The organism is Streptomyces sp. CRCS-T-1 (assembly GCF_024442335.1).
Taxonomy (GTDB): Bacteria; Actinomycetota; Actinomycetes; order Streptomycetales; family Streptomycetaceae; genus Streptomyces; species Streptomyces koelreuteriae.
Window position 1 is genome coordinate 5,229,550 of record NZ_CP101651.1, and the last position, 18,515, is coordinate 5,248,064.

Sequence of the window (18,515 nt, forward strand, 5' to 3'; positions counted from 1 at the left end):
TCACCCGGGCTTTACGGATCGCCCCGAACCGCCGCCGTACCGTCCGCCGCCGATCTACAGCGTCACGCCGTCCACTTGGAGCGTTTGTACTGATTTCGCAGCGAAGGGGACGCTGAGTGATTTTCCGGTCAGGCGGGTGTCCGAGTGCGGGGTGTAGAGGTCGCCGCCGCCCGTCGTCACCGTGTTCCAGCGGGGGACGACGCCGTTCGAGCCGCCCGTCACCGTCGTGAAGCGGGAGAGGTCGAAGGTGAGGGTCTGGGCGGAGGTGGAGGTGTTGACCGCTACCAGGACCAGGCGGCGGGACGTGGCGTCGTAGGCCGCTACCGCGTAGCTCACGCCCGTGTCCAGGATCGTCATGCCGGGGCGGATGTGGCGGCTGAACTGGGCCAGTACGTAGTGCTTGGTCTGGACGGTGGTCGGCTGGAGGGTGTTCGCGTCGTAGGCGATCATCGCCCAGCCCGTCGACGGGTCCATGACCTGCCAGTAGCACCACGCCGTGGGGTGCAGCCAGCGGAAGTCGTAGCAGAGGTTCGAGGCCAGGGTGAGGCCCGTGCCGTCGCTGTCGCCCGTCTCGGAGTTCCACAGCTTCTTGCGGGACGTCGTCACCACGTCCGTGTAGAGGAGGTCGCGGCGGCCTCCCGAGCCCTGGTAGCCGTGCACGTTGACCTGGGAGACCAGGGCTTTGGTGGAAGAGTTGAAGGACGCCCACGTCGAGCGGGCCGTGTCGTAGTTCGTTTCGTCCGAGGCTGAGATGCGGGTGGCTGTGAGGCCGCGTTTGTCCAGCTCGCTGCGCATGTAGGGGAGTACGGCAGCCTGGACCGCGGGGTCCATGTGGCAGCCCTCCTGGGTGCCGGTCGCGGTCCACCAGGTGGAGGCCGGCTCGTTGAAGGGGTCGACCGTCGCGAAGTTCACGCCCCAGTTGTTCTTCGCGTACAGGGCCGTCGCCGCCAAGTGGCTCGCGTGCTGGCGGTAGTTCCAGGTCTGGAGGTTGTTGCCGCCGCCCGCCGCGCCCGAGGGGTTGTGGTTGGAACACATCCACCACATCGGGGAGTTGGCGAAGAGTTCGGTGATCGCGCCGCGCTGTGTCGCCTTCACCAGCATCGCGCGCTGGTTGGCGTCCGCCGACCACTTCCAGGCCGAGGAGGTCGGGTCCTCGTTGTTCCAGTCCTGCCAGAAGCCCTCGATCTGCTTGAAGCCCGGGATGTTCGGCGACTTCGCCATCGTCTCGCCGCCGACGCTGTTCGAGCTGCACGCGCCGAGGTTGTAGCGGGCGATGTTGAGACCCAGGCCGGGCAGGGAGCGGCCGTTGTACGTCACCGACTTGGTGGTGAAGAAGAGGTCCGCGAAGTCGTCCCGGGCGCCGAAGACGTTGGCCCACCAGGCGAGGGAGGTTCCCCAGCCCTCCCAGGTGCCGTAGGTGGTCGAGGGGGTGACGGCGATGGTGGCGTCCGCGTGCGCGGTGCCGGTCGCCAGGGCGCTGCCGAGGAACGTACCGCCTGCTGCGGACAGCAGGGTTCTGCGTCGTATCACGGCTCCTCCGTAGGGGAATTCAGGGGAATTCAGGGGAATGCAGGGGAGTTCAGGGGAGTACAGGGGGCTTTCGGGAGAATGCGGGGCGGGCGCCGGCCCTCCGGTCCGGCGTCGCGGGCCGGCCCGTCGACGGTGGCGTCGAGTCGAGGGCATCGAGAAGCATCGGGTGTGACGGATGGGTTGTCGAGAGTTGCGACGAACCTTTCTCAAACCCGTGTACGAAGTCTCGGACGCTCGCCCGCGGCCGCTTGTCGGAGTGATCCTGTATAACGAACAGCAGGACATACACATGTACGAGAGGAGGAGCCGTCGATGATCCGCGGTCGGGTGAATCCGCGTCCCGCTCTCGTACTGCTCCTCCTGGTCCTGGAGTTGGCGCTGCTGGACACCGGCAGCCTCACCGCCACCGTCGCGCTCGCGGCGACCGCCGCGGCCTCGGCCGCGCTCGCGGTCTGCGCCGTCATCGCCGCGCGCTGTGCGCCCGCCGTGCCACGCACCCGGGTACGTACGGCCATCCGCGACCGTGATCTGCGTACGGCCTTCCTGCCGCAACGCGACCCGGACGCCAAGGGACGCCCCCGGCCCCGGGCACCCGGACACGCCCTCCGGGCGACCTTCGCGTAGGGGCACATCACACCGCTGACCCCGCGTGGGTCGTCATGCCGCCATGACCAACTCCCGGCACGACGAGACCCCCGGAGGGCTCACGCATGTCCGTCTTCGCCAACCTGGTCGAGCACCTCGCCGACCTGCTCCACCCGCTGTTCGGCGCCTCCGCGGCCGCCGCCGCGATCGTCCTGTTCACCGCGCTCGTACGACTGCTCGTCCACCCCCTGTCCCGGGCCGCCGCGCGCGGCCAGAAGGCCCGGACCGCGCTCCAGCCGAAGATCGCCGAGCTGCGGAAGAAGCACGGGAAGAACCCCGAGAAGCTCCAGCGGGCCGTACTGGACCTGCACGCCGAGGAGAAGGTGTCGCCGCTGGCCGGCTGCCTGCCCGGGCTGCTCCAGGTGCCCGCGTTCTTCCTGCTCTACCACCTGTTCTCCAGCGACACGATCGGCGGGCGGGCCAATGAGCTGCTCGGCCATGAGCTGTTCGCGGCGCCGCTGGGGGAGCGGTGGATCGACGCGCTCGGCGGGGGCGGTGCGCTGAGTGGGGCCGGGCTCGTCTACGTCGGGCTGTTCGTGATCGTCGCCGGCGTCGCCGCGTTCAGCTACCACCTGAGCAAGCGGATGATGGCCGCCAACCCGGTCGTCCCGGCCGGGGGCAGTGGTGGGGAGCAGCTGCCCGGGCTGGCGGCGGTGACCAAGGCCATGCCGTTCATGTCCTTCTTCACGCTGGTCACCGTGGCCGTGGTGCCGCTGGCCGCCGCGCTGTACGTGGTGACCAGTACGACGTGGAGTGTCGTCGAGCGGGCCGTGCTGTACCGGTGACCGGGTGACGGTGACGAGGGGGCCGGGTGACCGGTGACGAGGGGGCCGGGGTCCAGTACGTGAACCGGGTATTGCGGAGTGGACTCCCAGCTTGGAGGATCGACCAGTCCTCCGATGGCTGCCCCGCCGCATCCGGGTCCCGCGCATCGGGCGGGCGCCCGCGATCTAGGGAGACGTGATCATGAAGCTGCTGCGAGTCGGTACGGCGGGGGCGGAGCGGCCCGCGCTGCTCGACGCCGAGGGGATCCTGCGGGACCTGTCGGGCGTCGTCGCGGACGTCGACGGCGCGCTGCTCGCCGACGAGGCCGCGCTCGACCGGGTGCGGGCCGCCGCGGACGCCGGTGAGCTGCCCGCGCTGGACGCCGCCGGGCTGCGGTTCGGATCGCCGCTGGGCAGGATCGGCAAGATCGTCTGCATCGGGCTGAACTACCACGACCACGCGCGCGAGACGGGTGCCGAGCCGCCCGCCGAGCCGGTCGTCTTCATGAAGGCGCCGGACACGGTCGTCGGGCCGCACGACACGGTGCTCGTGCCGCGCGGGTCCGTGAAGACCGACTGGGAGGTCGAACTGGCCGTCGTCATCGGGCGTACGGCCAGGTATCTGGAGTCCGCGGAGGAGGGGCTCGCGCATGTCGCCGGGTACGCGGTGGCGCACGACGTGTCCGAGCGGGAGTTCCAGATCGAGCGGGGCGGGACCTGGGACAAGGGGAAGAACTGCGAGACGTTCAACCCGCTCGGGCCGTGGCTGGTGACGGCGGACGAGGTGCCGGATCCGCAGCGGCTGTCCCTGAAGCTGTGGGTCAACGGGGAGTTGAAGCAGGACGGGACGACGGCCGAGCAGATCTTCTCGGTGGGGGAGGTCGTGCGGTATCTCAGTCAGGTCATGACGCTGTACCCGGGCGACGTGATCAATACGGGGACGCCCGCGGGGGTTGCGATGGGGGAGCCTGAGCCGAAGCCGTATCTCAGGGCCGGGGATGTGGTGGAGCTGGAGATCGAGGGGCTGGGGCGGCAGCGGCAGGAGTTCAAGAACGCGTAGCCGCTCCGCTGGGTGAGCCGGGGAACTGCGGCGATCTTTCGGCTGCGGGTCGTCCGTGGTCGGTCGCGCAGTTCCCCGCGCCCCCAAGGAGTCACTTCAGTACTGACGACAGATCGCGCCACGCCTTCCTCGGGAGGGCGTCCCTCGGGGAGTCGGTCACCACCTGGAGGGCCACGTGGTCGGCGCCCGCGTCGAAGTACGTGTCGATCCTGGCGCGGATCGCCGCCTCGTCGCCCCAGGCGAACAGGGCGTCGATGAGGCGGTCGCTGCCGCCGTTCGGCAGGTCGTTCTCGGTGAAGCCGTGGCGGAGGAAGTTGTTGGTGTAGTTCGGCAGCGGGAGGTAGAGGGCGAGGAACTCGCGGGCCAGGGCACGGGCGCGGGTCGGGTCCGTTTCCGGGATCACGCCCAGTTCGGGGGCGAGCAGGGGGCCGTCGCCGAGGAGTTCGCGGGCGTGGGCGGTGTGTTCGGCGGTGACCAGGTAGGGGATCGCGCCGGCCGAACGGTCGCGGGTCAGCTCCAGGCTCTTCGGGCCGAGGGCGGCCAGGACCCGGCCGTCGGCGGGCATCCCGGCGGCGTCCAGGCCGTCCAGGTAGGAGACGAGCGCCGAGTACGGGCGGCGGTACTGCTCCGCCCGCTTGGCGTGGCTGACGCCGAGGCCCAGCAGGAAGCGGCCGGGGTGGGCGGCCTCCAGCTCGGCGAAGCTCGCGGCGGTGGTGTCCGCCTCGTGCTCCCAGATGCTCTGGATGCTGGTGCCGACGGTGAGCCGGGAGGTCGCCTCGATCAGCGGGGCGGCGTTCGCGGCGGAGGTGTTGCCGCCCAGCCAGAGGGCGCCGTAGCCGAGTTCCTCCAGTTCGGCGGCGGTCTCGGCGAGTTCGCCGCGCCGGTCCGGGTCCTCCGAGCGCAGGCCTACGCTCCAGATGCCGTACCGGCCGACGGATTCCTTCAGGGCGGTGGTCATCGGTTGCGATCCCTCCGGGTGGGCGCCGTGTTCGATCATGCCTGAGGCGGGGTCAAGATCATGCCTACGGCGGTGCCAACCAGAGGGACCTGCCACTCATTCCGGCCTGCTACCGGTCCTTGCTCAGGAACTCCTCCAGCGCCTCCACCACGAAGCGGTGGTCCTGGAGCTGCGGCAGCCCGGACACCGTCACCGCGCCGATCACGCCCACGCCCTCGACGGTGATCGGGAAGGAGCCGCCGTGGGCCGCGTAGGTGTCGGGGTCGAGGCGCGAGGACTCCTCGAACGTCGTGCCCTTGGCGCGGAAGCGGGCGCCCACCAGGTAGGAGGCGGAGCCGTAGCGCTCGACGACCCGGCGCTTGCGGGCGATCCAGGCGTCGTTGTCCGGGGTGGAGCCGGGCAGCGCCGCGTGGAAGAGCTGCTGGCCGGCGCGGTGGATGTCGATGGCGAGCGGGGCCTGCCGCTCCCGGGCGAGTTCGACGAGGAGCGAGCCGAGCGCCCAGGCGTCGTCGTGGCTGAACTGCCGGAAGACCAGGCGGCGTTCCTGAGTCTCCAGTTCCTCCAGGCTCGGGGTGAGCTCCGGGTGGAACTTGGGGCCGAGTTCCTGGTGGTGCGAAGGGTTGTGCGAGCTCTTGTGCGTCACAGGGTCACCGTCACCTTCTCGCGGGCCGAACGACGAGCGGCCTCCAGTACGTCCAGGGCGGCGGCCGCCTCCAGCGCGGTCACCGGGTTGGGGCCGCCCTCCAGCAGGGCCTTCGCCACGGCCGCATAGTAGGCGGGGTAGTCGCCGGGGAGGGTGGGTTCGGGGCGGCCGCCGCCCGTCACCGGGGACTCTCCCCCAGAGGGGGGACCCCCAGCGCCCACGCGGCCCCACTGCGACTCGGGCTCGACGCCCCAGTCGGGGCCGGGGCGCAGGCCGTCCCTCAGGGCCGCCTCCTGGGGGTCGAGGCCGTACTTGACGTAGCCGGCGGCGGAGCCCAGGACGCGGAAGCGAGGGCCGAGCTGGGCCGTCGTCGCCGAGACGTAGAGGTGGGAGCGGACGCCGTTGGTGTGCGTGATCGCGATGAACGTGTCGTCGTCCGCCTCGGCGCCCGGGCGGCGGACGTCCGACTCCGCGTACACGGAGGCGGCCGGGCCGAAGAGGGCCAGGGCCTGGTCGACGACATGGCTGCCGAGGTCGTAGAGCAGACCTCCGATCTCTGCGGGGTCGCCGGACTCGCGCCAGCCGCCCTTCAGTTGCGGGCGCCAGCGCTCGAAGCGGGACTCGAAGCGCAGGACGTCGCCCAGCTCGCCCTCGCTGAGCAGCTTGCGCAGGGTGAGGAAGTCGTTGTCCCAGCGGCGGTTCTGGAAGACGGAGAGGAGCAGGCCGCGCTCCTCGGCGAGGGCGGCCAGCTCACGGGCCTCGGCCGCGGTGCCGGCGACGGGCTTGTCGACCACGACCGGCAGACCGGCCTTGAGGGTGGTGGCGGCGAGCGGCACATGCGTCTTGTTCGGGGACGCGATGACGATCAGGTCCAGCTCGGCGGCCCGGCCGAACAGCTCGTCGGGGGTGGCGGCGAGGCGTACGTCCGGGAACTCGGCACGGGCCTGCTGCTGCCGTTCGGGGTTCGAGGTGACCACCGTGTCGAGGGCGAGGCCCTCGGTGGCGGCGATCAGCGGGGCGTGGAAGACGGAGCCGGCGAGGCCGTAGCCGACGAGGCCGACGCGGAGGGGTGTGCCAGTCATGGCCCCACTTTCGCAACGCTGTTGCCAAAGTGCAAGCGGCGGGGACAATGGGGGGTGTGAACAGGGCGGACGACCGGACGGGCGGGGTGGGCGGCATGCACGGCACCGGAGGCGGGGTGAACCTGCTCGCGTTGCGCAGCCACAACGCGGCGCTGGTCCTCGACCTGCTGCGGACGGCCGGAGCCGACGGCATCAGCCGGCTCGAACTCGCCGAGCGCACCGGGCTCACCCCGCAGGCGGTCAGCAAGATCACGGCCCGGCTGCGGGAGGACGGCCTCGCGGCGGAAGCCGGACGACGGGCCTCCACGGGCGGCAAGCCGCGGACCGTGCTGCGGCTCGTGCCCGAGGCGGGGCACGCGGTCGGGGTCCATCTGGACCGCGACGAGGTGCGGGTCGTACTGGTGGATCTTCGGGGGACCGTGGTGGGGGAGCGGCGGGCCCCGCTGGACCTCGGGGCCGGGGCGTCGGCCGTGCTGACGGCGGTGACGGGGGCGGTGCGGGAGACGGTGGCCGGGGTGCTGCCTGCTGGGCCGTTTGCCGGGCCTGGGGTGGGTGAGGTTCGGTCGGCGGGGGCGGGGGCTGCTCAGGCGTCGGGCTCCATGCCGCTTGCCGGGCCCGGCTCCCCGCTCGGGGCGGGGGGCGTACGGGAGGCGGTTGGTGAGGCCCGGTCGTCTGGGTCGCGGTCTGCCCGGGACGCGGCGGCTCACGCGTCGGGCTCCATGCCGCTCACCCGGCCCGGCTCCCCGCTCGGGGCCGAGGGCGTACGGGACGCGGCGGTTCACGGGCTGGACTCCGTGCCGCTCGCTGGGCCAGGGCCCGGGCCCGGGTCCTTGATCGGGGTCGGTGTCGCGTTGCCCGGGCCGCTCGACCACGCCCGCGGGGTGCTGCACCGGGTGACCGGATTCCCCGAGTGGGACGGCTTTCCGCTGCGGGAGGCGTTGGCGGAGCGGCTCGGGGTGCCGGTGGTGGTCGACAAGGACACCAACGCGGCGGCGCTGGGCCTGGCCGCCGGGGGTGAGGGCGGCTCCTTCGCCTATCTGCACCTCGGTACGGGCCTCGGGGCCGGTCTGGTGATCGGCGGAAGTGTGCACCGGGGGGCCAGGACCGGGGCCGGGGAGTTCGGCCACCAGGTGATCCAGCTCGACGGCCCGCCCTGCACCTGCGGCGACCGCGGCTGCGTCGAGGCGCTGTGCCTCGGTGCGGTGGCGCGCGGCGACACGGCGGAAGCGGCCCGGGTCCTCGGCGCCGGTGCGGCGAACCTGGTGGGCCTGCTCGACATCGACGTCGTCCTCTTGGGCGGCCGCACGGTGGCCACGGCACCGGAGGCGTTCGTACGGGGCGTCGGGACGGTGCTGGAGGCCTGGGCCCGGCGGACGGGCCAGGAGGCCGTGCCGGTGCGCGTCGCCGCCGGGGGCGGAGGAGTCGTGGCGGTGGGGGCGGCCCAGATGGTGCTGGGGCCGGTGTTCGGGCGTGGGGGTGGGTGAGTCGGTGTCGGCGGGGTCGGGTAAGGCCGGGCCGCGAGCGGCGCTGCTGCCGGCCCGGTGCCGAGGCGGTGGCTGACGGGGATGTGCGAGGCGCCTGAACGGCACCCTCCGGCTCCGGACGAGGATGGGTGAGGCCGGGTGAGGCGGCCTTGGTCGGGTCGAGGCCCGGAAGCGACGTGAGGGCGGGTCGGTCAGTGCCGGGGTTCGGCGGCTGACCGGCGTCGGCCGGATCCGGGTGAGGCCGCCTCCGCGGGGAAGATCCGGGCCAGGTGGTAGTCCAGCACCGTCCGCACATCCGCGAGGGAACGGCGTTCGTGCAGGACGTCCAGGCCCAGCCCGACGGCCCCCGACACCAGCAGGTCGGCCTCGTACGTCCGGTCGATGCCCGGTGTCGTGAGCCCCGCTGCCTCGCCCACCCCGATGATGTCGGCGACGAGCCGTTCCAGCGGCTGCTCGGCGGCCAGGAACACCGTCGCGAGTTCGGGATCCGTCAGGCTCCGTGCGTAGTACGCCGTGAACACCCGCAGCGCGAAGGCGCGTTGCTCGTCCAGCGGCAGGAACTCGTCCAGTACGGCCCGCAGCAGCGCGCGCGGCTCCGTCATGTCGTAGCGGATACGCCCCTGGGCCAGCCGCTCGTTCTCCTCGTGCAGCAGCCGCAGCGCGTCGACCAGCAGGGCCTGCTTGGAGTCGAAGTGGTACTGCACGACCCGCAGCGACACCCTCGCCTCCGCCGCGATCCCGCGCATGCTCGCCGCGTCCAGCCCCTGCCCGGCCGCGATACGCCACACCGCCTCGGCGATCCGGCGCCGCTGCCGCGCCCGGACCTCCGTGGGCCGGGACACGGGCGGCGTGCCCGGCTCGGGCAGCGGCTGCCTGCGTCGGCGGTAGGCCCGTGCCTGGCAGCTCCGGGAGCAGTAGACCGGCGGGCGGCCCCGGCTCGGACGGGCCATGGGCCCGCCGCACACCGCGCACGCCCGTCGTTTTTCGTCACGCACCCCTCCACGATAGCGCGCCGAGAAAGTGTGAGGTAAAGGAAGAGTCCTGGGCTGGAGACGGTCAATTCACCTTCAACCGTTGATACGTTCGTAACGTCTTGTCGCCCCCCGTGAAAGGAAAGGCCATGAAGTACGACGTCCTTCAGGTTCTCGGCATGGTGCTGCTGGTGGTGTGCGCCCAGGCGCTCGTCCGGCTCCTCGTCGACGAGGGCGAGCGGGGGCCGCTGGACGGGCTCCCCGGTGGATTCCTGCCGCTGCTGCTCGCCTACGCGGTTCTCACCGCCACCGGTGTCCTCCTGACCGGCTGGGCCCACTCGCGCGCGAAGGCCCTGGGGCGCCGCTAGGGCAGAGGCGGCGACCTGGGGGCGACTGTCCGCCGACCGGGCGGATTCGCGCCGCCGTCCGGGGGGCTTTCCGGGCCGTGTCGCTCGCCATCGCCCGGTTTCGGCAATGTCACATCTCCATGCGACTCTGCACGCCCGCTCACCTCTGCCTGGCGGCGGCAGCCGCCGTCCTGCTCCCCGGTGCCCAGCCGGCGTACGCGGACGATCCGGCGCCCGCCTGTGCCGCGCCCGACGACCACACCTTCCCGCTCACCACCCGGGTCCACGGCGGGCCGGACTCGTACGTGGCCGGGGGCGGGTACGGGACCTGGTATCTCGACCTGACCAACACGACCGACCGGACCTGCACCGGGATCCACCCCGTCGTCGTGCTCGTGGACGACAAACGGGCCCTGGAGCCGTCGCAGCCCCGGCTGGAGTTCTTCGAGGGGACGCGGTCCCACAGCGTGCGGTTCGAGAAGACCGGTGAGGACGAGCTCGTCGGGGCGCTGGCCGACGACGAGGACCGGTTCGCCGGGTTCACCGTCGGGCCGGGGAAGACCGTCACCGTGACGGTGCGGCTCGCGGTCACCTCGGACGCCGTGGCCAACGACGTCACGGCCAACGCCGCCGTCGTGCAGCGGCACGACGACGACGGCGACTGGGTCGGGCAGTCCAACGACTACCGGTTCGGCATCGACGGCGATGCCCAGATCGACGGCGGCGACGGGGAGATCGACGGCGGCGACCCGGAGGCCGACGACGGCACCGACTCCCAGCCGGAGACCGAGCCGCGGCCGGACTCCTCCGTCCCGCCCCGCGAGGACCGCTTCCCGTTCGCCGAGGAACTCGCCCGCACCGGAATCGGCGTCCGCGTCGCCGCGGCCGCCGCGGCGCTGATGCTCGCCGGGGGCGGGATGCTGCTCCTCGCGCGCCGCCGCCGCTGAGGCGACCACCGTCCCGCCCCTCGGGACGCCGTGACCGGCCCGTTCCGCATGATCCCGCCACTGTTTAGGCTGGGGGCTGCCTGGCGGATTCCCGCCTGCCGCGCGGCGCCCGGCACGCACGCTCGCCGCGTTGCCGAACCGCCCACGTGGCTCCGCCACGAGGGCGCTCCGGCGCCTTGCGATCGCACGCACCGGACGCCGCGCGGCCCGCCCTCCGGGCGGACGACGGGAATCCGCCAGGCAGCCCCCACGCACGCTGGACCGGACGCGTACGGCAGGAGATCCCGCACATGGCAGACCGCAAGCCCATCGAGTCGTGGCTCACCGACATGGACGGTGTGCTCATCCACGAGGGCGTGCCGATCCCCGGCGCCGACGCCTTCCTGAAGAAGCTGCGTGAGTCCGGGAAGCCCTTCCTAGTCCTCACCAACAACTCGATGTACACCCCGCGCGACCTGCACGCCCGGCTGCGCCGCATGGGCCTGGACGTGCCGATCGAGAGCATCTGGACCTCGGCCCTGGCCACCGCCCAGTTCCTGGACGACCAGCGGCCGGGCGGATCGGCGTACGTCATCGGCGAGGCGGGGCTCACCACCGCGCTGCACGACATCGGCTACATCCTGACCGACCACGAGCCGGACTACGTCGTCCTCGGCGAGACCCGCACGTACTCCTTCGAGGCCATGACCAAGGCCGTGCGGCTGATCCTCGGCGGCGCCCGCTTCATCTGCACCAACCCCGACGAGACCGGCCCCTCCACCGAGGGCCCGCTGCCCGCGACCGGCGCGGTGGCGGCGCTGATCACCCAGGCGACCGGCAAGAAGCCGTACTTCGCGGGCAAGCCGAACCCCCTGATGATGCGGACCGGGCTGAACGCCATCGGGGCGCACTCCGAGTCCAGCGCGATGATCGGCGACCGCATGGACACCGATGTGCTGGCCGGCATGGAGGCCGGGATGCAGACGTTCCTGGTGCTCACCGGCCTGACCCGGCCCGACCAGGTCGAGGACTTCCCGTACCGGCCCTCGCAGGTCCTGGACTCGATCGCGGACCTCGTCGACCGGGTCTAGCCGGTCCGGCCCACAAAGGGCGGCCGGCCCACAAGCGCGGCGCGCCCAAACCCGTCGCCACCCGTTCGGAGCAGTCGCCGCGTCCCGGAGGATGCGGCGACCCTTCGTGCGGGGGAGGCTCCAGGCATCTGGAGGTTCACGATGGGTTCCCTGAGGTCCACTCTCTGTACGAGCGTGCTGGTCGCGGCCGCCTTCACCCCGGCGGCGTTCGCGGCGGACGCGGGAGGCGTCTCGGTGACCCCGGCGACCCCCGCACCCGGCAGCGACGTCGCGCTCCGGGTGACCGGCTGCGCCGCGCGGACGGCCGTCGCCGCCTCGGCGGCGTTCGTCGCGAACGCCCCGCTCACCGTCACCGGCGGTGAACTCATCGGCGAGAGCCGCGTCCCCTCCACGCTCAAGGCGGGGACGTACACCGTGAAGATCACCTGCGGGGGCGCCGAACGGACCCGCACGTTCACCGTCCGGGAGAGGGAAAGTGTGGGCCCGCCCGCGTCCAGGGGCGAGACCGGGGGCGCGACCGGAGCCGCCGGGCAGCCACCCGCCCCGGGGACGGGCGGACGGCAGCCCCTGCCCGAGGGCGGCGGCCCATCGCCCGAGCCCGAACCACCCGTGGACGAAGGCCGGTCATCCCACTCCGAACGGCCCAGCGCGCACGCCTCCCCCATCGCCCCCGTCGCAGCCGGCGGTGGCGGCGCCGCCCACCTCGCCGCCGAGGACCGCGGTGCCGGGCCCGGCACCGTGCAGACCGTGACCGGCCTGGTCCTCGCGGGAGTGGCCGCCGTGGCCGTCGCGCTGGGCAGTGTCCGCCGGAAGCGCGGAACGGACTGACCGGCCGTGTCCGAACTCGACCTGGAGCGGGTGCGCCGACGCCCCTCCGGCACCGGCCGTCTGCTCGCCGGTGTCGCCTGGGTGGTGCTGCTGCTCGGGCTCTGGCTCTGGGGCCGTGAGGTGACCGACGTACGGCACGGCATCTCCGCGCCCACCACGGGCGACATGGCAGCGGCCGGACGCCCCCCGGACGTGAAACTGCCCCCCGCGCACCGCCCGCTGGGCGACGCCCTGCCGCAGCGCGTCGACATCCCCGGCATCGGCGTCCAGGCACCGGTCGTGGCGCGCGGCCTGGACCGGCGCGGGGCGCTCGATCCGCCGCCGTACGACCAGCCGGGCGTGGTCGGCTGGTACGCGGGCGGGGTGGCGCCCGGGGCGCCGGGGACGGCGCTGATGGTCGGTCATGTCGACAGCGAGACCCGGCCCGCCGTCTTCTACAAGGTCAGTGCCCTGCGGCCGGGCCAGACCATCCGGGTGATCCGGGCCGACACCAAGGTCGCCGAGTTCACCGTCGAGTCCGTCCAGGTCCTCACCCGCGACCGCTTCGACGCCCACCAGGCCTACGGTCCCCGCCGCTCGGGCCGGGCCGAACTGCGGCTGGTCACCTGCGGCGGCAGCTTCGACCGTACGACCGGAAGCTATACGGCGAACGTGGTGGTGTCGGCGTACCTCACCGGTACGGGACTGTGAGTGGGAAAGGCCCACCTGACCCGGCCGGCGACCCGCCGCGCTGGAGGTCACGGGAGCCACGGCCGGGCGGGACCGAGGCCGGAGGCCTGGGTGTCGCGGGACGTATGTCAGGATTGAGACTTGGAACGGTGCGCCCAAGGGGGAGTTGGATGTACGGCAGCAGGGGGGCCGGGACGACCGCCGGGAGGCGGATGTCCGCAGTGGTGCTGGGGGCGGCACTGCTGATCACGGGGTGTTCCTCCTCCGACGGAGGAGACGAATCGGACGGCGGCGCGGACGCGGGCGCCGGGATCACCCAACAGCCCAAGGAAAAGGCCCCCTTCTGGGTCAACCCGGACGGCACCGCGGCCCAGCAGGTCGCCGCGCTGGAGAAGTCCGGCAAGAAGGGGGAGGCCGAGCAGATCCGCAAGATCGCCGAGCAGCCCGTCGCCGAGTGGGTCGGCCCGGACAACCCCGAGGAACAGACCCGGGGCTTCACCGAGGCCGCCGACAAGGCCGGCCGTACGGCCCTGCTCGTGCTCTACAACATCCCGCACCGCGACTGCGGCCAGTACTCCCAGGGCGGCGCCGCCGACGGCAACGCCTACCGCGAGTGGCTCGACGGCGTGGCGGCGGGCATCGGCGACCGGTCGGCCACGGTCATCCTGGAACCGGACGCCCTGCTGCACGTCGTCGACGGCTGCACCCCGCAGCAGTTCCACGAGGAGCGCTTCGACCTCCTCAAGGGCGCCGTCGCCAAGCTGAAGGCGCTGAAGAACACGAAGGTCTACCTGGACGCGGGCAACGCCGGCTGGGGGCACCCCGACCAGATCTTCGAGCCCCTGAACCGGGCCGGCATCGACCAGGCCGACGGCTTCTCCGTCAACGTCTCCAACTTCTACGCCACCGACAAGTCCATCGCCTACGGCAAGCAGCTCTCCGCCAAGGTCGGGAACAAGCACTTCGTCATCGACACCAGCCGCAACGGCAAGGGCCCCTACACCCAGGGCAACCCGGACGAGCGCTGGTGCAACCCGCCGGGCCGCGCGCTGGGCGAGACACCCACGACGAAGACGGCCGACCCGCTGGTCGACGCCTATCTGTGGGTCAAGCGCCCCGGCGAGTCGGACGGCGAGTGCAAGGGCGGCCCCAAGGCGGGCCAGTGGTGGTCGGACTACGCCCTGAAGCTGAGCAAGGCCAGCTCCTAGGCCGACCCGGACAGACGAAAGGGGCGCTCTCCGCACTGGAGAGCGCCCCTTTCGGACGTGACGAGCGTGAAGAGCTACGGCACCTTGACCCACTGAGCCTTGCTCGGCGTCCCCTTGGCGTCCGTCACGAACAGCATGTACCAGCCCGACTGGACCAGGTTCCGGTTCTTCGGGACGGTCACCGTCAGCTTGTCGCCGGACGCCTTGTAGTCCAGGGCGATCGACCGCTGGTCGACGTCCGTGACGTGCGTGGCGGCGCTCGGCCGGATCAGCCGGACCTTCTTGACCGAGGACGCGCTCGACGAGGTGAACGTCCCCGTCCCGCCGCGCTCGATGGTCTGCGGCCCGCCGGACAGCGAGGGCCGCTCCCCGTCGCCGTAGAGGTACGGCGGCGTGTAGATCTCGATGCGCTGCTCGAACTTGCCCGGCTTGGTGTTGGCCTTGTCGCCGTACAGCGAGTCCGAGCCGAAGAACATCAGGCGGCCGTCGGGCAGCAGGATCGACCCGGAGTGGTAGTTGCGGCCCACCAGCGGGTCGGCGACCCGCTTGAGGTCGTTCTTCTCCGTGTCGTAGAGGTGCGCCTGGAAGATGTTGGAGTCGCCGCGCCCCCGGTAGTCCTCCGAGCCGCCGGAGATCAGCACATTGTCGTCGGGCAGGATCGAGGCGTTCGGGTAGCGGGTGCCCTTCTCCAGGGACGGGCCGTCCTCGAAGCGCGGGTCCGCCTTCTTGAGGTCGACGATCCGGGTCTTCTCGCTGGACTCCTCGGACTCGCCGACGCCGCCGCCGCCGACCACCATGTACCGCTCGTCCTGCGCGGGCGGCAGCAGCACCGTGCCGGACGTCTCCATGAGCTTGGGGTCGCTGAGCCCGGGGATCTTCGCGAACTTGTTGGTCTCCACGTCCCAGACGCCCGGCTTACGGCCCACGTTGTCCGGTCCGTAGCCCGCGTTGGAACCCGAGTAGAAGACCTTGCCGTTCTGCATGAGGAACAGCGCCGGGTAGGTCGGGAACTGCCGGACCGTGTCCGTGTAGGTCCACTTCTTGGTCTTCGGGTCGAAGACCTCGTTCTTGCCCGGGACGAGCTGCCCGATGTCGTCGAGGCCGGAGACGCTGAGGATCTTCCCGTCGCTCAGGGTGGTGAGCGTCGGGTACCAGCGGGCCTCCTTCATCGGGTCGACCTTGATGTACTTCTCGGCGACGGGATCGAACTCGAAGGCGTCCCGGATGCCCTGGAAGTCCTTCTTGTCGAGGGCGAGCTTCTGCGCGATGCCGTAGGTGTTCTTGGCGTCGGCGCCGCTCAGGCCGTGGACCTTGTAGTTGTCCTGCGTGCCCGTCTCGTACTTCTGCCCGCGCTTTTGCGCCTCGACGTAGATACGGCCGAGCCCCGGGTCGTTGCGCAGGAACTTGCCGGTCGCCTTGTCGAACACCTTCTTCGCGCGCGGCACCAGCACCGGGTCCTTCGAGACGAAGGTCTTGCCGTTCGCCTTGCCCGTGAACTTGGTGCCCGCGGGCAGGGTGATCGGCTCGTCCGGGTTCTCGTTGTGGACGATCATCAGGCCGCCGGCCTTGGTGACGTCACCCTTGAGCTTCTCGTACCGCTTGGTGCCGCCGGCGATCAGGAGATTGCCGTTGGCGAGCTGGGTGTGGCCGGTGCAGAACAGGTCCGCGGGCGTGGGGACCTTCTTGATGGTGCCCTTGACCGGGTCCCAGATCCGGGTGTCGAACCTCTTCGCGTCGAAGTTGTCCTGGTTGTTGCCCGACCCCGCGACGAGCAGCACCTTGCCGGTGCGCAGCAGCGCCGCGTGGATGGTGTTCTGCCGGTATTTCTCGGGGAAATCGATGATCTCCCACTTGCCGTTGGCGGCCTTGTACTCCGGCTTGTTGATTGTGTACTGGTGGTATTTCTCGCTGCCGAAGCGGTAGAGCCACGGCCCGTTCATCCCGGCCAGCGCGAGTACCACCGCCGTGCCGATCGCGAGTCGACGGGCCCGGCGGCGGCCTGCACGGTCGTTCATTCCTTACGTCCCCCAAGTCCACCAAGGGCGATCTGCATGGTCTGGTCGGATCCCCCGACCTCCCTGTGGCCGCCGGGACCGGCGGCCCAACTGGGCTTGTGGTGCGGGGCGTGGGCGGCGGGCTGCTGCGGAATCGGCAGCGGCTGCGTCCGGTGCGGCCCCGCGGAGTCCTGCGGCTCTTCCGCGGCGGGTGGGGCGGGCTTCTTGGCGTCCTGCTTCAGCTGCCAGCGCCAGGCGAAGACCGGCGAGGCGGTGATCAGCAGCGCGAACGTCGCCCAGATGATCATCGCGGGGTGGGCGTGGCCGAAGGTGAAGCCGGCGGCGATCGACCCACCGAAGATCGCGACGAAGTACCAGTGGTAGCGGAACGTCCCGAACCAGCGGTCGGGGCTCGCGGAGTCGCCCTTGGGCGTGACCACGAACTTGCTCTTGCGCCGCAGCATGGAGTCGATGAGCGCCTTCGCGTACAGCGGCGCCGACAGCGCGGACATCACCATGCCGGCCACACCGCCGGAGCCCTCCGGCTCGTGCGGCGAGACGTTGTGCCGGCGGTTCCAGACGTACAGGCCGATCTGCAGGGCGGAGGCGTTGCCGTAGAGCATCAGCCAGATCGTGGGGTCGATGTTCACACCCGAGGCGCCCAGGCCCAGGAACAGGCAGCAGCTCAGCGCCGCCAGGATCCAGTTCATGGCCGACATCGGGTAGAAGATGATCATCATCGTGTAGTTGAAGAGCTTGCTCGGCGGCAGCGAGTACCAGCCCTTCCAGTACTGCCCGATGATCGTCTCGTACGTCCCTCGCGACCAGCGCATCTGCTGGGTGAAGAAGTCCGTCCAGGCGCTCGGGCCCTCACCGACGGCGAGCACGTCCGGCGTGTACACCGAGCGCCACTTGCGGCCCGTCGCCGGGTTCTTGTGGCGGTGCATCTCGAAGCCGGTCGCCATGTCCTCGGTGATCGAGTCGTACAGACCGCCGATCTGCTTGAGCGCCTTGATGCGCACGGCGTTGGACGTGCCGACGAACATGGGGGAGCCGTAGCGGTTGCCCGCGCGCTGGATCAGCGCGTGGAAGAGGAACTGCTGCGACTCGGCGGCCTTGGTGATGGGGTTGTCGTAGTTGCCGTAGACCTGCGGGCCGATGACGAAGCCGACGTCCGGGTCGCGGAAGAAGCCGAGCATCCGCTCCAGGTAGTTGGGCAGCGGCACGTGGTCGGTGTCGACCGAGGCGAAGAAGTCGTAGTCGTCGCCGTGCGCCTCGAGCCAGGCGTTGTAGTTGCCGTGCTTGGTCTTGGCGCGGTGCGCGCCCTTGGGCTGGTTCCACTTCGCGACGCCCTTGCGGGAGAAGTGGTGTACGCCCAGGCGCTGGCAGACGGCCTTCACATCGGGGTCGTCGCCCTCGTCGAGCAGCCAGACGTGCATCAGGCCCCGGTGGCGGATCTTCACGGCGGCCTCGAGGGTCTTCGTCACCATGTCCAGCGGTTCCTTGCCGGGCACGAAGGAGGTGAGGAAGGCCACGCGGGTGCCGCTCTCGGGCACCACGGGGATCGGGTCGCGGGCGACCAGCGTGGCGTGCGCGTTCGACAGCACGTTCATGCAGCGGAAGAACTCGATCAGGCCGATCGAGACGAGCATGACCATGTCGAGCGCGGGCAGCCAGTCGAAGGCCGGGTAGTCGCGCTCGGTCCAGTGCTCGGGCTGCAGCAGCCAGAACAGCAGGACCAGGGACAGTACCGGGGCGGCGGCCAGCATCAGGGCGACCCTGATGCGGTGCGGCTCCTGCGAGATGAGCGAGCGGTACTGCACCTTGTACGGCTTGTTCGGATCAGGCTGGGTGAGGGGACCCGCGAGCCGGCTGTAGTGCTCGTAGTCGTATCTCGGCAGATTCTTCTTGATCCGCCGGAATGTCCCCGTCGTGCTCATCCGGTGCCCCGGCACCCTGAGCTGAGTGGTCTGGGACGGGTCGTGGTCCTGCCGGGCACCCGTGGGCCTCGACGTCATGAGTCATCCCCCCACACGCGGACTCCGCGTGTTTCGTCGCTTTCCTTCCGTCAATGAAGGTCCCCCTCGACCTTCACAGACGTACCAGTGGTGGATCGCTGTCACCACGTCATCCACACCCTATAGACACGGCAACGCGACCTTCCGGTTGCATGATGCCCCCCTCGGCATCGCTCCATGAACGGGGCCCCTACTCCCGCTCTGTCGGCAACCGGTTCTTCTGCCCCCCAACTGCCGCGAATCCGCAGCATCTTGAAAAACCAGATAACCAGGGTTCTACGGCGTTCATCATGATCG

General features: G+C 71.0%; 17 protein-coding genes. 10 read left to right on the forward strand and 7 right to left on the reverse strand.

The annotated features are described in order from the left end of the window. Positions 1 to 54 precede the first annotated feature (54 nt). The gene (locus NNW99_RS23750) at positions 55 to 1,530 is read right to left on the reverse strand and encodes a beta-1,6-galactanase (protein WP_215121143.1); all 1,476 of its coding nucleotides are present in this window, start codon (positions 1,528 to 1,530) and stop codon (positions 55 to 57) included. Positions 1,531 to 1,842: 312 nt separating this feature from the next. On the opposite strand from NNW99_RS23750, the gene NNW99_RS23755 reads away from it, so the two are divergent. The 3 genes from NNW99_RS23755 to NNW99_RS23765 all read left to right on the forward strand — a co-directional run bounded on the left by NNW99_RS23755 (position 1,843) and on the right by NNW99_RS23765 (position 3,999). Next, on the forward strand, positions 1,843 to 2,154 hold the full coding sequence (locus NNW99_RS23755; protein ID WP_215121144.1) for a DUF6412 domain-containing protein: 312 nt from the start codon (positions 1,843 to 1,845) through the stop codon (positions 2,152 to 2,154). Between the two features lie 86 nt (positions 2,155 to 2,240). Further along, the gene (locus NNW99_RS23760; RefSeq protein WP_215121145.1) at positions 2,241 to 2,960 is read left to right on the forward strand and encodes a YidC/Oxa1 family membrane protein insertase; all 720 of its coding nucleotides are present in this window, start codon (positions 2,241 to 2,243) and stop codon (positions 2,958 to 2,960) included. Between the two features lie 181 nt (positions 2,961 to 3,141). After that, a complete protein-coding gene (locus tag NNW99_RS23765) occupies positions 3,142 to 3,999 on the forward strand; it encodes a fumarylacetoacetate hydrolase family protein (RefSeq protein WP_215121146.1) in 858 nt (285 codons plus the stop codon). 91 nt (positions 4,000 to 4,090) lie between these two features. On the opposite strand, the gene NNW99_RS23770 is transcribed toward NNW99_RS23765, so the two are convergent. From NNW99_RS23770 to NNW99_RS23780, 3 genes are all read right to left on the reverse strand, one after another. Further along, complete coding sequence (locus NNW99_RS23770) at positions 4,091 to 4,957, reverse strand: LLM class F420-dependent oxidoreductase (protein ID WP_215121147.1); 867 nt, start codon at positions 4,955 to 4,957, stop codon at positions 4,091 to 4,093. A gap of 109 nt (positions 4,958 to 5,066) precedes the next feature. After that, complete coding sequence (locus tag NNW99_RS23775; RefSeq protein ID WP_215121148.1) at positions 5,067 to 5,600, reverse strand: heme-degrading domain-containing protein; 534 nt, start codon at positions 5,598 to 5,600, stop codon at positions 5,067 to 5,069. Further along, positions 5,597 to 6,682, reverse strand: a complete 1,086-nt coding sequence (locus tag NNW99_RS23780; RefSeq protein ID WP_215121149.1) for a Gfo/Idh/MocA family oxidoreductase — start codon at positions 6,680 to 6,682, stop codon at positions 5,597 to 5,599. Before NNW99_RS23780 ends, NNW99_RS23775 begins: the two co-directional genes overlap by 4 nt. A gap of 95 nt (positions 6,683 to 6,777) precedes the next feature. Here NNW99_RS23780 and NNW99_RS23785 point away from each other — a divergent pair, with 95 nt between their 5' ends. Continuing rightward, a complete protein-coding gene (locus NNW99_RS23785; protein ID WP_215124433.1) occupies positions 6,778 to 8,166 on the forward strand; it encodes an ROK family transcriptional regulator in 1,389 nt (462 codons plus the stop codon). Positions 8,167 to 8,357: 191 nt separating this feature from the next. Here NNW99_RS23785 and NNW99_RS23790 read toward each other — a convergent pair whose 3' ends face one another. Further along, positions 8,358 to 9,161 carry a TetR/AcrR family transcriptional regulator gene (locus NNW99_RS23790; protein ID WP_251057918.1) on the reverse strand — a complete coding sequence of 268 codons (804 nt, stop codon included), beginning with the start codon at positions 9,159 to 9,161 and terminating at the stop codon, positions 8,358 to 8,360. 125 nt (positions 9,162 to 9,286) lie between these two features. Between NNW99_RS23790 and NNW99_RS23795 the strand changes: the two genes are divergently transcribed. The 6 genes from NNW99_RS23795 to NNW99_RS23820 all read left to right on the forward strand — a co-directional run bounded on the left by NNW99_RS23795 (position 9,287) and on the right by NNW99_RS23820 (position 14,206). Beyond that, positions 9,287 to 9,505, forward strand: coding sequence for a hypothetical protein (locus NNW99_RS23795; protein WP_215121150.1), 219 nt, complete (start codon positions 9,287 to 9,289; stop codon positions 9,503 to 9,505). A gap of 119 nt (positions 9,506 to 9,624) precedes the next feature. Then, positions 9,625 to 10,431, forward strand: coding sequence for a hypothetical protein (locus NNW99_RS23800; RefSeq protein ID WP_215121151.1), 807 nt, complete (start codon positions 9,625 to 9,627; stop codon positions 10,429 to 10,431). Between the two features lie 290 nt (positions 10,432 to 10,721). Then, positions 10,722 to 11,501 carry an HAD-IIA family hydrolase gene (locus NNW99_RS23805; RefSeq protein WP_193478283.1) on the forward strand — a complete coding sequence of 260 codons (780 nt, stop codon included), beginning with the start codon at positions 10,722 to 10,724 and terminating at the stop codon, positions 11,499 to 11,501. Between the two features lie 141 nt (positions 11,502 to 11,642). Beyond that, positions 11,643 to 12,329 (forward strand): hypothetical protein, encoded by a 687-nt coding sequence (locus NNW99_RS23810; protein WP_215121152.1) that lies wholly within the window; start codon positions 11,643 to 11,645, stop codon positions 12,327 to 12,329. Positions 12,330 to 12,335: 6 nt separating this feature from the next. Next, positions 12,336 to 13,019: a class F sortase gene (locus NNW99_RS23815; protein WP_215121153.1), complete on the forward strand. Its 684-nt coding sequence runs from the start codon at positions 12,336 to 12,338 to the stop codon at positions 13,017 to 13,019. Between the two features lie 149 nt (positions 13,020 to 13,168). Beyond that, positions 13,169 to 14,206 (forward strand): glycoside hydrolase family 6 protein, encoded by a 1,038-nt coding sequence (locus NNW99_RS23820; protein ID WP_215121154.1) that lies wholly within the window; start codon positions 13,169 to 13,171, stop codon positions 14,204 to 14,206. Positions 14,207 to 14,280: 74 nt separating this feature from the next. On the opposite strand, the gene NNW99_RS23825 is transcribed toward NNW99_RS23820, so the two are convergent. Together NNW99_RS23825 and NNW99_RS23830 are read right to left on the reverse strand one after the other, a co-directional pair. Further along, complete coding sequence (locus NNW99_RS23825; RefSeq protein WP_215121155.1) at positions 14,281 to 16,221, reverse strand: kelch motif-containing protein; 1,941 nt, start codon at positions 16,219 to 16,221, stop codon at positions 14,281 to 14,283. Then, a complete protein-coding gene (locus NNW99_RS23830) occupies positions 16,218 to 18,218 on the reverse strand; it encodes a glycosyltransferase family 2 protein (protein WP_215121156.1) in 2,001 nt (666 codons plus the stop codon). Before NNW99_RS23830 ends, NNW99_RS23825 begins: the two co-directional genes overlap by 4 nt. Positions 18,219 to 18,515 lie beyond the last annotated feature (297 nt).

Excerpts from the sequence above, each read along its gene's own strand:
- NNW99_RS23755 (WP_215121144.1), top strand. The coding sequence starts at position 1,843 with ATGATCCGCGGTCGGGTGAATCCGCGTCCCGCTCTCGTACTGCTCCTC.
- NNW99_RS23760 (WP_215121145.1), top strand. The coding sequence starts at position 2,241 with ATGTCCGTCTTCGCCAACCTGGTCGAGCACCTCGCCGACCTGCTCCAC.
- NNW99_RS23765 (WP_215121146.1), top strand. The coding sequence starts at position 3,142 with ATGAAGCTGCTGCGAGTCGGTACGGCGGGGGCGGAGCGGCCCGCGCTG.
- NNW99_RS23770 (WP_215121147.1), bottom strand. The coding sequence starts at position 4,957 with ATGACCACCGCCCTGAAGGAATCCGTCGGCCGGTACGGCATCTGGAGC.
- NNW99_RS23780 (WP_215121149.1), bottom strand. The coding sequence starts at position 6,682 with ATGACTGGCACACCCCTCCGCGTCGGCCTCGTCGGCTACGGCCTCGCC.
- NNW99_RS23785 (WP_215124433.1), top strand. The coding sequence starts at position 6,778 with ATGCACGGCACCGGAGGCGGGGTGAACCTGCTCGCGTTGCGCAGCCAC.
- NNW99_RS23795 (WP_215121150.1), top strand. The coding sequence starts at position 9,287 with ATGAAGTACGACGTCCTTCAGGTTCTCGGCATGGTGCTGCTGGTGGTG.
- NNW99_RS23800 (WP_215121151.1), top strand. The coding sequence starts at position 9,625 with ATGCGACTCTGCACGCCCGCTCACCTCTGCCTGGCGGCGGCAGCCGCC.
- NNW99_RS23805 (WP_193478283.1), top strand. The coding sequence starts at position 10,722 with ATGGCAGACCGCAAGCCCATCGAGTCGTGGCTCACCGACATGGACGGT.
- NNW99_RS23810 (WP_215121152.1), top strand. The coding sequence starts at position 11,643 with ATGGGTTCCCTGAGGTCCACTCTCTGTACGAGCGTGCTGGTCGCGGCC.
- NNW99_RS23820 (WP_215121154.1), top strand. The coding sequence starts at position 13,169 with ATGTACGGCAGCAGGGGGGCCGGGACGACCGCCGGGAGGCGGATGTCC.
- NNW99_RS23825 (WP_215121155.1), bottom strand. The coding sequence starts at position 16,221 with ATGAACGACCGTGCAGGCCGCCGCCGGGCCCGTCGACTCGCGATCGGC.
- NNW99_RS23830 (WP_215121156.1), bottom strand. The coding sequence starts at position 18,218 with ATGACGTCGAGGCCCACGGGTGCCCGGCAGGACCACGACCCGTCCCAG.